10 protein-coding genes and 1 rRNA gene are annotated in these 14,007 nt (G+C 37.4%); all 11 read right to left on the bottom strand.

Going from position 1 to position 14,007, the window contains the following annotated elements:
• A 16S ribosomal RNA gene (locus G577_RS0104750) occupies positions 1-116 on the bottom strand; the annotation flags it as partial.
• Positions 117-592: 476 nt separating this feature from the next.
• Entirely contained in the window at positions 593-2,086 is a 1,494-nt protein-coding gene (gene lysS / locus G577_RS0104745) for a lysine--tRNA ligase (RefSeq protein ID WP_028790205.1), read from the bottom strand.
• Between the two features lie 97 nt (positions 2,087-2,183).
• Positions 2,184-3,068, bottom strand: coding sequence for an Hsp33 family molecular chaperone HslO (gene hslO, locus G577_RS0104740; protein WP_028790204.1), 885 nt, complete (start codon positions 3,066-3,068; stop codon positions 2,184-2,186).
• Positions 3,069-3,235: 167 nt separating this feature from the next.
• Positions 3,236-5,299: an ATP-dependent zinc metalloprotease FtsH gene (gene ftsH, locus G577_RS0104735; protein WP_028790203.1), complete on the bottom strand. Its 2,064-nt coding sequence runs from the start codon at positions 5,297-5,299 to the stop codon at positions 3,236-3,238.
• A 68-nt stretch (positions 5,300-5,367) separates the two neighbouring features.
• Complete coding sequence (gene hpt / locus G577_RS0104730; protein ID WP_028790202.1) at positions 5,368-5,916, bottom strand: hypoxanthine phosphoribosyltransferase; 549 nt, start codon at positions 5,914-5,916, stop codon at positions 5,368-5,370.
• The gene (tilS, locus tag G577_RS11045) at positions 5,897-7,324 is read right to left on the bottom strand and encodes a tRNA lysidine(34) synthetase TilS (protein ID WP_051176644.1); all 1,428 of its coding nucleotides are present in this window, start codon (positions 7,322-7,324) and stop codon (positions 5,897-5,899) included. Before tilS ends, hpt begins: the two co-directional genes overlap by 20 nt.
• Before the next feature lie 97 nt (positions 7,325-7,421).
• Positions 7,422-7,865 carry a S1 domain-containing RNA-binding protein gene (locus tag G577_RS0104720; RefSeq protein ID WP_028790201.1) on the bottom strand — a complete coding sequence of 148 codons (444 nt, stop codon included), beginning with the start codon at positions 7,863-7,865 and terminating at the stop codon, positions 7,422-7,424.
• A 222-nt stretch (positions 7,866-8,087) separates the two neighbouring features.
• Positions 8,088-8,507 (bottom strand): FtsB family cell division protein, encoded by a 420-nt coding sequence (locus G577_RS0104715; protein WP_028790200.1) that lies wholly within the window; start codon positions 8,505-8,507, stop codon positions 8,088-8,090.
• A 74-nt stretch (positions 8,508-8,581) separates the two neighbouring features.
• Positions 8,582-8,839 (bottom strand): RNA-binding S4 domain-containing protein, encoded by a 258-nt coding sequence (locus G577_RS0104710; RefSeq protein WP_028790199.1) that lies wholly within the window; start codon positions 8,837-8,839, stop codon positions 8,582-8,584.
• Positions 8,826-10,427 (bottom strand): putative polysaccharide biosynthesis protein, encoded by a 1,602-nt coding sequence (locus G577_RS0104705; protein ID WP_028790198.1) that lies wholly within the window; start codon positions 10,425-10,427, stop codon positions 8,826-8,828. The genes G577_RS0104710 and G577_RS0104705 overlap by 14 nt, the downstream gene beginning before the upstream one ends.
• A gap of 18 nt (positions 10,428-10,445) precedes the next feature.
• Positions 10,446-13,979: a transcription-repair coupling factor gene (mfd, locus tag G577_RS0104700; protein WP_028790197.1), complete on the bottom strand. Its 3,534-nt coding sequence runs from the start codon at positions 13,977-13,979 to the stop codon at positions 10,446-10,448.
• Between the last annotated feature and the right edge of the window lie 28 nt (positions 13,980-14,007).

Below are 14,007 nucleotides of genomic sequence, written 5' to 3'. Positions count from 1 at the left end.
CCCGTCCGCCACTCTGCCACCTCTTCCCCCGAAGGGGAACAGGGGCAGCGTTCGACTTGCATGTATTAGGCACGCCGCCAGCGTTCGTCCTGAGCCAGGATCAAACTCTCATCTTGAGAATTCGATCGATCAACACACCGTTGATCATTGTGCTCTTCAAACGTTTGCGTTTGTTTGTTTCTTGTGTTTGCCTCTTGAATCGAGACGCCCTACACATTGGTTCGTTGGTTGCTTTGTTCAGTTTTCAAAGGTCTACGTCTTTTGTTCTCTTTGGCGTTGCCGTAGCAACTTTTATATCTTATCAAGAGAATCAGTTATTGTCAATAACTTTTTTCAATTGAATAAAAAACCTTTTTTTATAACGACTTGATAAGTTTATCAAAACTGTAAGCAGCCGTCAATCATTTTTGTGAAAAAATGAAAAGCTTTTTCATCCCCATAACCAAATAACAATATATCAAGAAAAGCACTTAAGGTCAATAATTACAGCATATAATTTTGCAATAAATTTCAATTAATCTTTTGAAAGCTTTCATCATTCTATCCACTATTACTAAAAAACTGCGGTCGATAACAACCGCAGTTTCCAGGTTTATCTCATTGTTGGGAAAAGCAATACATCACGAATGGATTGTGCATCTGTTAATAGCATAATCAACCGATCGATTCCTATACCTAACCCTCCGGTAGGGGGCATACCATATTCTAATGCCTCTAAGAAATCTTCATCTACTCCATGCGCTTCTTCATTACCAGCTACACGTTCTTTTTCTTGTTCTTCAAAACGTGCTCGTTGATCAATGGGATCATTTAATTCAGTAAATGCATTAGCAAATTCGTGACCTACGATAAATAATTCAAAGCGGTCTGTAAAACGAGCATCTTCTGCATTCTTCTTAGCTAACGGGGAAACTTCTATAGGATATCCGTACACAAAAGTAGGTTGTTGTAGTTCATCTTCTACAAACGTTTCGAAAAACTCGTTAATAATGTGTCCTACACTCATTGTTTCTGAAACTTCTACATTATGGTTTTTAGCTGTTTCTCTTGCCTGATCTAATGACATCTCTTGCCAAAAGTCCACGCCAGTATATTTTTTTATCGCATCTACCATGTGTAAACGAGAAAATTCAACGCCTAAATTTACATTCTGCTCATCATAACTAATTTGGTTTGTGCCTAACACATTTTCAGCTACATCTCGGATAATTCCTTCTGTTAAGTCCATAACATCTCCAAAATTAGCATAAGCTGTATAACATTCTAACATAGTAAACTCTGGATTGTGAGTTGTATCAATTCCTTCATTACGGAAAACACGGCCAATTTCGTAAACTTTTTCCATGCCACCCACAATTAAACGTTTTAAATGCAATTCTAGCGCGATTCGCAAATACAAGTCGATATCTAATGCATTATGGTGTGTAACAAATGGACGCGCAGCAGCACCTCCTGCTTGATTATGCAAAACAGGCGTTTCAACCTCCAAATACCCAAGATGATCTAGGTATCGTCTAATTTCACTGATAATTTGACTTCGTTTTCTAAAACGTTCAAAACTATCTCGGTTACTAATTAGATCTAAATAGCGTTGGCGATGGCGCTGTTCCACATTCGTTAAGCCATGGTACTTCTCTGGTAACGGACGTAGCGATTTTGTTAGAAGCGTCACTTTGTCGGCTTTAACCGAAACTTCTCCAGTATTGGTTTTCATAATATTTCCAGTAACACCAAAAAAATCACCTAAGTCTGCTTGTTTAAAAATAGCATAGTTATCTTCGCCAACTTCATCTTTACGGACATGAATCTGGATCTGTCCATCACGATCCTGTAAATGTGCAAACCCAACTTTTCCTTTACCTCTTTTAGAAACCATTCGACCAGCCACGCTAGCTGTTAGCTCCATTTCATTTAATTCCTCTTTTGTACGAGCATCAAATGTTTCGTGAATCTCACTAGAATTATGTGTGCGATCAAAACGTTCCCCAAAAGGATCAGTCCCATTTTCTTGCAATTCTTCCATTTTTTGTCGCCGAACCAACATTTGGTCGTTCAATTCTTCTTGTTTTTCACGTTCTCCTGCCACAACGCTTCCTCCATTCTCTGATAGGTTTCCTTTTTATAATGCCAATGATATGAAAAAAAAGCAAGCCGAAAAAAACACGGCTTGAAATTTTTCCTAACTAATTATCGACTGCTTCTTGTTTAAGTAACTCTAATTCTTGTTCACTAAATTTATACTTTTCTTGACAAAATGTACAAACCGCTTCTGCCCCATGGTCTTGTTCAATCATTTCTTGCAACTCTTGGGTTCCCAAAGAAATCAAACCTTTGGCAAATCTTTCTTTAGAACAATCACATCTAAACTGTACAGACAGTTTCTCCAAAATAGTTATTGGCTCATCGGCAAAAATAAAGTCTAATATTTCTTCTGGACTTTTCCCATCATCTAACATAACAGAAACTTTTGGTAACTGTCGAATACGTTTTTCTAAGGCAGCTACTACCTCTTCACTAGCTCCAGGCATCATTTGTAGCATAAAGCCACCTGCTGTTTTAATAGAATCATCTACGTCAACGGAAACACTCAAACCAACCGAAGAAGGGATTTGTTCGGACTCAGCAAGGTAATAAGTAAAGTCTTCTCCTAATTCACCTGAAACGATAGGCGTTTGTCCAGAAAAGGGCTCTTTTAAACCAAGGTCTTTTGTTACAGAAAAAATCCCTTGGGTCCCTATAGCACCTTTAACATCAATTTTTCCTTCCTCGTTTAATGGCAAACTAACATGTGGATTTTGAACATACCCCTTTACATCTCCACTGCCATTACTGGTAACAATAACGGCTCCAGCTGGTCCACTACCTTGGACACGTACACTAATTGTATCTTCTCCTTTTACTGTGCTCCCCAACAGTAGACCACCAATTAAGGTACGGCCTAATGCAGCTGAAGAGGTATTCCATGTATCATGCCTCTTTTGTGCTTGGCTAACTGTTTGGGTAGCATTAACAGCATACGCTCGAACAAATCCATCGTAAGCCATGGCCTTTGCTAAATAATCTTGCATCTTTTACTCTCCTTTTTTAAAACAGTTACAAAAATATGCTCCTCTTTTGTTCTCAGCCACTATTATTATAGCTTAATAACATTTTCTTTGCACAAGGTAAAAGCTGTGACGATAACGCCACAGCTTTTATGGTTTAATTATTCATCTTTTGTATCCGAAGTATGATCCTATTCTTTAGTTGAATCTTCTTGATTTTCTTCGTCTGATTCTTTAGAATCATCCTCTTTGTCATTCACACGACCTTGCTCTTCTTTCTTTTCTAAAGCACGTTTAGCTTCTTCAAAAGACTGGCCGTTTTCACTTGGATACTCACTTTCTTCTTCATAAGCTTCTGGCATTTTACCTGTTTCAAATAATGACTTAATTGCTTTAGCATCAAGTGTTTCATATTCTAACAGTTTATCAGCAATCAATTTATGTTGTTGACGATGAGCCTCGAGAATTTCATTGGCTTTTTCATGCCCATTATTTACAATATTACGCACTTCATCGTCAATTTCATAAGCAAATTGTTCCGAATAAGATTTCGTTTGTCCATAATCGCGACCAACAAATACTTGGTTGCCACCTTCATATTGTACTGGCCCCAGTTTTTCACTCATGCCATATTGAGTAACCATACTTCGTGCTATATTAGTGGCTTGCTCAAAATCGTTGGAAGCCCCCGTTGATTGGGAACCAAAGACAATCTCTTCGGCAGCACGACCACCTAATAACCCAGCGATTTGTTCAGTTAAGTCATCTTTAGTCATAAGATTTTGATCTTCCTTAGGCAAGGCAATCATATATCCGCCGGCTCGTCCACGAGGAATAATTGTCACTTTATGAACAACACGTGCACGGCTTAATACTAAACCAACAATCGTATGACCTGCCTCGTGGAAAGCCACCATTTCACGTTCTCTCTTATTAACAACGTGATCTTTTTTCGCTGGTCCAGCAATGACGCGGTCTTCTGCTTCATCAATATCAGAGGCATCGATGTTTTTCTTCCCTCTTCTTGCTGCCACTAACGCTGATTCATTTAAAACATTTTCTAAATCTGCCCCAGAAAATCCTGGCGTTTGTTGAGCTACTGTCTTCAAGTCAACATCTTTAGATATTGGTTTATTACGAGCATGGACACGTAAGATTGCTTCTCTTCCCTTAACATCAGGACGTCCTACTAAAATTTGACGGTCGAACCGACCGGGGCGTAGTAAAGCTGGATCAAGTACGTCAGAACGGTTTGTCGCAGAAATAACAATGACGCCTTCATTTCCTTCAAAACCATCCATTTCAACTAATAGTTGGTTTAAGGTTTGTTCCCGTTCGTCATGGCCGCCACCCATACCAGCACCACGCTGACGGGCAACAGCATCAATTTCATCAATAAAGATAATTGCCGGAGCATTTTTCTTCGCTGTATCAAATAAATCACGAACACGACTTGCCCCTACACCAACAAACATTTCAACAAAGTCTGAACCAGAAATCGAGTAAAACGGAACTCCTGCTTCACCTGCTACTGCCTTAGCTAAAAGAGTTTTCCCAGTTCCTGGAGGTCCTTCTAGTAATACCCCTGCTGGGATACGAGCACCTAATTCAGAAAAACGACGTGGATCTTTTAGAAATTCGACAACTTCAACTAATTCTTGTTTTTCTTCCTCTGCACCTGCAACATCTGAAAAATGTACTTTATTAGCTGACTTATCTGCTTCTTTAGCTTTAGACTTGCCAAAGTTCATCATGCGGCCGTTGCCACCACCGCCGCCACCACCTTGTTGTCTCATCATAAAATAGAATAGAACTAAAAAGCCCAACAATGGTAAAAAGCTAACTAACAGTGATACCCAGATACCACTACTTGACTCTTCTTCAACAGAAGTGCTTACTGAGTTATCATTTGCTAAATCTGTTATTTCGGTTAATGTAGCATCATTAGGCAACACCACCGTAGAAAATTGCGTCGTAGTTGATTCAGTAGAACCTAATATTGCTAATCCGTTATTATTATTTATTGTTTGTTCTTCATTGTATTCCCCTGTTATTTGGTAAACACCATTTGTCGGTTGAATATTGAAGGAATCAATCTCTCCGTTTTCTAACTGTTCAGTAAATGTAGAATATTGTATTTCTGATGTGTCTTCATTACCATCGCCTAAAAAGAAATAAACAACCATTACCATAGCCAAAATGATCAGCACATAGTAAAGGGTATTTCTTGCGGTTCCTTTATTATTTTTCTTCATACGGCCCCTCCTTGCCAGTTTGTCTTATTTTGACCTTTTATATTGTATCATATCTTACTTCGTTATGGTCAAACTTTTGTTTCATATATACTTGATTTCAATACTCCGACATAAGGAAGATTACGATATCTTTCAGCAAAATCCAAGCCGTAACCAACAACAAATTCATTAGGAACATCAAACCCAATATAATCAGCTTCGATCCCTACCACACGACCTTTAGGTTTATCTAAAAGTGTAACAATGGCTACCGAATTTGCTTGTCGATATTTAAATAAATCTACCAAGTATTTAAGCGTACGGCCGCTATCAATAATGTCTTCGACGATTAGCATGTCTCGTCCTTTTACATTGGTATCCAAATCCTTTACGATTTTCACTTCACCTGATGAAACCGTCGCATCTCCATAACTTGATACATCCATAAAGTCAAGCTCTATATATGTATCCATATAACGTACAATATCTGCCATAAACGGTATAGCACCCTTTAGTACGCCCACCACAAGCGGCTGTTTATTCTTATAAACTGCTGTGAGTTCTTTGCCTAGTTCTTCACAACGCTTAGCAACCTCTTCTTGCGTGATCAAGATTTTTTCAATATCTTTTTCCAGCATCTGTTTCCCCTTCCAGCTTTGGCTTTCGATACTTATAAAGAAGTACGTAGTGTATTTTAGCAGTTTCTTTAGGAATACACAAATAAGAAAATACATAAGGTAACAGCCCTAAAACATTGTCCTTAAGGTCTGTCATTACCCATGCTTGATCACGTGAATTTTGAGGAACTTTTTTATCAATAAAGAAACGAGAAAGCTTTTTGTGTAACTGTTTGTTTAATTGGATGCGATCTCCTGCTTGTCTTTTACGTAAAACAACGGAAAAAGGAAATTCTTTCCCCAAGTCTTGCCGATATTCTAACCAACACTTTACTTTTTCTGGAACTTCCACTTTATCTTTAGAAAATAGCCCTACCCATTCGTTTTTTGACAAAAATTTTGACTCCCCTAAATTCAACGTCAAAAGTGATTCTGCATCTTCATCCTTATTAGATTGTTTTGATAAGAACAATCGATTGTAACTTTTTTGAAATTGCCATGTTTGATCAATATCCATCACCCAATGAGCTTTTTCTTCTGATAAGAGTTTCATCACTTGCCTTATTTGTTTAGTGCTAAGTGTTATATCATAATACTTTCGCGCTTTTTTCGCCAGTTCTTGTAAGAAAAAAAACTGTTGGGCTTGCGAAAAGGTTAAATAACTATCAACATCTACTTCAAATTCATGGTAATTTTCTTTGATAAGCGCTTGGTACCACTTCTTTTGTTGCTCTGTAATAATTTCTTCAGCAGCACTCAACTGGTCAGATAATTGCTGGAAGTGAGATAAAGCTTGGCTATTTTCTTCTTTCAAAAGAGGAATAACTTGGTGTCTAATTCGGTTTCTTTGCATATTTAGTAAGGCATTTGTCTGATCTTCAAAATAAACAATGCCTTCTTTTTTACTATAATCTAAAATCTCTTCTTTTGTGATCTGTAATAAAGGGCGCACTAATTCCCCCGTCGCACCAAAAGACTGGCTAGCCACAATACCTTTAGCAGAAAATAAATTCCCTTCACGGATCATTTTCATAATCATAGTTTCGATTTGATCATCTCTATGGTGAGCCGTCGCTAACACTTGATAGTGTTGACTTACCATTGTTTCTTTAAAAAAATGATATCGAAATATCCGAGCTTTTTCTTCGACTCCATTTTTAGGTGGATTTTCCCACCAAGTCGAATAAAACGGAAGGTTATGTTCTTGGCAATAATTTCTTAAATAAGTCTCTTCTTCATCAGAAGTAGCACGCAATTTATGATTTACATGAGCTACCCCGATGACAAAGCCCATCTTTTTTTGCAAAGTTTCTAAAATATGCAATAACACCATCGAATCAACACCTGTAGAAACTCCCACAAGAATACGATCATTTGCTGCTAGTAACTGTTTTTCTTTTATAAACGTTTCCACCTGCCAAGAAAGCACATAACCACCTCGCTTTATTCATAAGTTTTCTTAAAAAAAGAAAACAGACAAAAAATACGCTTACTACTGTCAGCGAATTTTCAGTCTGCTAAAATATTTAGTTACGTCGGCCTCCACGACCTCCGCGTTTGCCTTCTGTATTTTTTCGTAAGGAAAACAAGCGGTCGTCACTTTCTTTTAAAAATGAATTCATTAATGCATCGAAATCTTCTTGTTTATTCCCAGAATTTTGCCCTGGCGCTTGATTCTTTTTCTCAGTTGGACGTTTCGCCGCATTTTCCTGCTCTTTTTTTTCTTCTTTCGGTTTATCTTCTAATTTACGAATAGATAAACCGATTTTACCGTCTTCACCTACTGAAGTAACAAGAACGGTCACTTCATCACCTACTGTTAATACGTCATGGATATCTTTAACGAAACTATTAGAAATTTCACTAATATGCACAAGTCCTGTTTTTTTGTTCCCTAAGTCAATAAATGCCCCAAAATTTGTTATCCCTGACACTTTTCCTGTTAATTTTTCTCCAACTTCAATTGACATAAAAAAAATTGTTCCTCCTAAAATTTACCAATTCTAAATCAATTAGAGCTCGCCGCAAGCTAAGAAGACATCCAAGATCTTCTATTTTTTCTTCTCGGTTGTATCGGTTTATTATCTTATATATTTACCTTAGCAGGCAAGCAAGTCTCATTCCTAATTATTTTAACATACAATCGTGAGTGTTCACACACGATTTGCCTTGTTAGTTAAATGATAAAGCGGCTAGTCTGAAGAATCTGTCGCTCCCTCATTTTCATCTGCCGCATCGGCTTCATCTCCCGGCAGTGGAAAAACGATTTCATCGTCATCTGAATATAAAAAGCGACTTCTAGCCATTTTAGCCACATAATCTTCATCTTGTAATAAAGCGACATCTTCTTCCAAATTATCTGCTTGTTGAGAAACTTCTTCTTGTCGAGCAACCGTCTCTTCTTTGTAATCTTCCAAACTTTGTAAACGTAAATAATCATTAAGTAAAGAGATCCCAGCACTTAAAAAAATAACGGCAGCCACAACAAAGATGGCCAATAAGCGACGTCTTCTAAAAATAACTTGACGTTGTTGTTTTGCATATTTTACATATTGTTTTTTTGCATATTCATTATCCAAAACTTTTACGTTTGATTTTTCTTTCTTATCCACACAAAACCGCTCCAGTCATTCTTAGTTGACCTTCATTATACCAACATCCTCAAAGCTTGTCTAACGCAAATTAGTTAAATTTTTCTTTCATCTGAGATAATTTCATACATTTTTTCAGCGTCTTCTTTTTTGGTCGATTCTTGTAGTTCATTAACTTTAAATTCAATTGTATGATTCCCAAATTGAACCTTAACAAGGTCTCCAGTTTTCACTGTATTACTAGATTTTGCCAACTTTCCATTAATTTGAATTCTTCCTTTATCAGCTACTTCTTTAGCTACAGACCGCCGTTTGATTAATCTTGAATTTTTTAAAAATTTATCTATCCTCATTCGATTTTCCTCCAATACGTAATATCTTCACTCCCCAAGGTAACAATAACCACTCGCGAATGGTAAATAAGTGAAGCATAATGGCTGTTTTCGTAAACACGCTAGCACCTAGTAAAACGCCTAATAAGCTAAAAACAAAAGCCCTTGTGCGTGTTTCTAACCCCCCAAAAATTAGGGTCGCCCCAGTAAAAAATATCATTAAAATGCTAACCATTAGCAAAAGGCAGACCAATAGTTTAAAACCAAATTGTCTTTCTTTCTTAAAGTCATTAATCTCTTTGTTTTCTTCTTTAGCCAAAAAAAACAACACCATAACTAAACCTAAAAGCGTTGATAAACTTGCTCCAAAAGTTCCTAAATAAAAAGTAAGTAGTCCAGTAGCTACCAACTTTACTAAAAGCCCTATTCCTGCTGCTTTTAATATTGTAAAAAAAGCGCCTTGGCTTTGAGCAATACTTTGATAAGCTTGGATTTCAGCCATTAAACCTACGGCAAAAACAAAAGCCGTTAACGTCCAATTTCCGGAAAAATCTTTAAACAAGGAAAAATTCAAGTAAGGAATGAGCACGGCTAAACCACAAGCCGCCGCCCCAGCAATCGCTGTAGTAAAACGCAAATAAAGTTTTGCAGAATGAATAAACTTCGCTTGATTCTTTTGTACGATTAATTTCGTCAACGCAGGCAAAAAGCTAGCACTTAAAGCAGTAGCAACAACTAAACCCAATTGTACAAGCGGCTGCCCTCGATCATAGACTCCTTTAGCTACTTTGGCACTTTGTTCTGCTATCCCACTATTCGTTAATGAATTAATTAATAAAAACGAATCGATCAATTGGAATAAAATCAATAATCCACTATAAACAGATACCAAGCCACCTTCAACAAAGAAACGTCTTACTAACTGTTTTTCTTTAGGGACACTCAGAAGTAATAAATGCGTACGTAAGTGAACACCATGAATTTTTCGATCATAATATAATAAGATAAGCCATGCCGCCAAACCACCAATAAAAGCGCCAGCCATGGCAAAAGCTCCTGTTTGATAGACCGTCAAGGAAAATGAAGCGTAACTAACAGCCGCAAATAATATAACTCCTACTCGAAGGAGCTGTTCAACCACTTGCGAAACTGCTGTGGGAATCATTAATAATTCTCCCTGAAACAAGCCCCGATATAAAGACAAAACCGGTAGCAGTAAAAAAGTAAAAGAGGCCACACGTATAACGGGGGAAAGTTCCACATCTCCCATTAGGCTAGCTACACCATTAGCGAAAAAAAAGATAGTTGCCCATAAGCCTAGCGCACACCAACACAGCAAAGAATAACTTTCGTTTAAAATATATTGCTTTTTTTTAGGTGTTGTTTGTTCGGCTACTAGTTTTGATAGAAACTGAGGAAACCCTGTTAACGCAATTGTTATTGCGATTCCATAAATAGGATACACCTGCTGATAAACATAAAAGCCCTCATCACCAACAATATTTTGTAAAGGCACACGATAAATAGCACTTAACAATTTTGCGATAAAAGAAGCAGTGGTTAAGACCAACGCCCCATTCATCATTGATTTCATTTGGTTGAAAGCCACAAGCATATCCTCCTACTCTCATGAACCTTGCGTTTGCAACTGGTGTTGATACCTTTCTTCACGCAAGGCTTTTACAAAGCCTTGCATTTCTTGAAGCCAAACCATTTCTTGCATATCCTTAGGTATGGTTAATTTAATTTGCATTTGTTCTTTTTCCACACCCATAGTGGCTTTTAACTTAGTAGCAGAAAGCGCGGAAAAAAGTTGTTCCACTGAATAATTATTGGTTCCAACTTTACTTAAACGAACGAATAATGTCTGCTCTTCTTTCGTAATTTTTTCAATAAGCGCGCGATCAGCATTCATCTTCATTTCACCAATGGTCAACAAATGAGCCACTTCGTCAGGATATTCACCAAAACGATCTAATAGATCGTCTTGTAATTCCGTTAGATGATCTGTGCTGTCCAATTCGCGCACCCTTTTATAAATCTCTATTTTTTGTCTTTCATCGGCGATATAATCAGCAGGAATGTAAGCATCAATAGCAAGGTCAATCTCAGAAGCTGTCATTTGCATTTGCGAGTTTTTCCCTTGTTTTCTTGTCACTGCTTCTTCTAACATTTGCGTATACATATCAAAACCAACAGAGTTGATAAAACCATGTTGCTGTGCGCCTAGCAGATTTCCTGCGCCACGAATCGATAAATCACGCATCGCAATTTTAAAGCCCGATCCTAACTCAGTAAAATCTTTAATGGCTTGCAAACGTTTTTCACTCACCTCGTTTAATATCTTTTGAGGTTCATACATAAAATAAGCAAAAGCAACTCGATTTGTTCGCCCCACACGACCTCTAAGCTGGTAAAGAGTAGCAAGGCCCATATAATCTGCGTTTTCAACAAACAGCGTATTTGCATTAGGGATATCTACCCCTGTTTCAATAATCGTCGTCGTCACCAACACATCATACTGACCATTTATAAAATCAAATAACGTATTTTCTAATTGAATTTCAGTCATTTGACCGTGGGCGTAACCAATTCGAGCATCAGGCACCAGTTCTTGAATTTCATTTACTTTCTTTTCAATGGTTTCGACTCGATTATACAAATAAAATATTTGTCCTCCACGTGCTATTTCTCGTTGTACCGCTTCTCTAATTGCACCAGGATTAGCTTCCATCACATAAGTTTGAATAGGATAACGGTTTTCTGGCGGTGTTTCAATTACCGAAAGATCACGCACACCTAACATCGACATATGTAACGTCCGAGGAATAGGGGTCGCCGTTAAGGTTAACACATCCACTTGAGCACGCAGTTGTTTCAAACGTTCTTTATGTTTTACACCAAAACGTTGTTCCTCGTCAATAACTAACAAATCTAAATCGCTAAAACGCACATCTTTAGACAAAAGACGATGAGTTCCTACGACAATATCAATTTGTCCCGTATTTAAACGCTTGATAGTTTCTTCTTGTTGTTTTTTTGTTCTAAAGCGACTTAGGATACCTACATTTACAGGAAAATCAGCGAAACGATCGATCATTGTTTCATAATGTTGTTGAGCTAAGATTGTCGTCGGAACTAAAATGGCTACTTGCTTATTTTCTTTAATCGCCTTAAACGCTGCTCTTAAAGCCACTTCTGTCTTGCCAAAACCGACATCTCCAACTAATAAACGTTCCATTGATTTCTCTTTTTCCATATCTCGTTTAATTTCTTCGGCACTCCGTAGTTGATCATCTGTTTCTGTATAGGCAAATGCATTTTCAAATTCTTTTTGATAAGCATCGTCAGGAGCAAAAGCATATCCTTTTTCTGACTCTCTTTGAGCGTATAACTGAATCAAATCATCTGCAATATCTTCAATTTGATTAGAAACTTTTTGTTTTGTTTTAGCCCAAGCAGTGCCTCCTAGTTTGTTTACTTTAGGCGCTTTACCTTCTGAAGCGACATACTTTTGGATCAAGTCTAATTGAGAAACAGGGATGAATAATTTATCATCGTTTTGATATAAAACCGTCATGTAATCTTGATGAACACCATCAACTTCTAACGTTTCAATCCCTAAATATTTCCCAATCCCGTGATGAGCGTGAACTACATAATCGCCTTGATTTAGCTCATTATAACTTTTTAGGCGTTCAGCATTCGATAGCGTTTGTTTTTTCGCCCGTTTTTTCTTTACTGTTTGAAAAATTTCCTTTTCTGTGACTACCACTAACTGGTCTTGCGGCAGTTCAAACCCGCTTTGTAAGTTCCCTTGTATAATTTGAGCTTGTTGACTAAGTAAATTATCAAAGCTAGTTTCAACAGCGTAAATCTCATAATCACGGAAATCTTGAGCCAATTTTTGCGCACGTTGATTATCACTAACTAAAAACACAACTGTTTGTTGTTGTTTCTTCCAGCGCTGCATTTCCACCTTCAATAAGTCCATCTGACCAAAAAACTGTTGCATTGGTCGATATTGAAAATTATGAATGGTTTCAAAACGAATATTTCCCATGCCTTTTTGGAATAAGGAAAAAAACGTCATCGCAAATTTTGATTGTTGAAAAATGGGTTGAAGTTTTTTCCCAAATGTTTGTTCCGGAAAGACACGTAACTCTTCGAGCTTTTGTGCATGCCATTGGCCCTCTTCTTCTTCAATTTGTCGATTTGTTTCTAAAATTCGAGCATAATCATCTACAAAAAACAAAGTATTATCTGAAAAATAGTCCAAAATATTCGTTTGGTCTGGGTATAAAATATCCGTATAAACCGCCGCAACTTCTCCAGGAACCCCTTGTTTCCAAGAAGCAATAAGTTGACCAAAATAATCAGACAAAAAGTCCTTATCGGATTGTTCTGAAACAACAGATAAACGTTTATCCAATAGCTCTTGTAAACGATCGCTTCCTTTTTCCAACTCTTGTTGAGAAAAAATAAGCTCTGTCGTAGGTAGTATCGTAATATCTTCTAAGTTTTCTAAAGATCGTTGTGTTTCCACGTCAAAATAGCGGATCGAATCGATTTCTACATCAAACAATTCGATACGCACTGGATTTGGGGTAGTGAGTGGGTAAATATCGAGAATACTCCCTCGTATACTAAATTCTCCTGGTTTTGCAATCATCGATTCTCTTTGGTAACCCATCAAGACAAGTTGTTGGGCCAGTTGTTCCCAATCAATTTCTGTTCCAACCTGCCAATAAAAACGTTTATTTTCCCAAACTTCGGGGGTAGGTAAATATTTACGTAAAGACGCTGCCGGCAAAATGTAAATTCCCGGTTTATTGGATACTAATGCCTCCAAAGTAAGCACACGCTGCGTCCTAGCTTCAGGCGAAGAAAAAGCCATTTCTGCTGAAAGAACCTCATCGACTGGAAAAGTATACACATCCTCTGTTACTTGCATCAAATCCTCAGCCAATTGATTCGCATAATATAAGTTAGGGGAAACGACAATGATTTGCTGTTTAAACTTCCGATAAGCACTAGCAATAGCAAGTGTCTTTGCTGAACTTGCCAATCCTGTAATCAATTGTCTCTGCTTTTTATCTTCGATTGATTGATGCCATTTTTGAATTAAAGGCGTTTGAGTAATTAATTCAATTAAATCCATAGTCCATTTACTCCTTTTTTCCATTTAA

This window comes from Tetragenococcus muriaticus DSM 15685 (genome assembly GCF_000423785.1).
Lineage (GTDB): Bacteria > Bacillota > Bacilli > Lactobacillales > Enterococcaceae > Tetragenococcus > Tetragenococcus muriaticus.
Note: the sequence above shows the minus strand (reverse complement) of the source record. Positions and strands in the feature narration are given on the sequence as shown.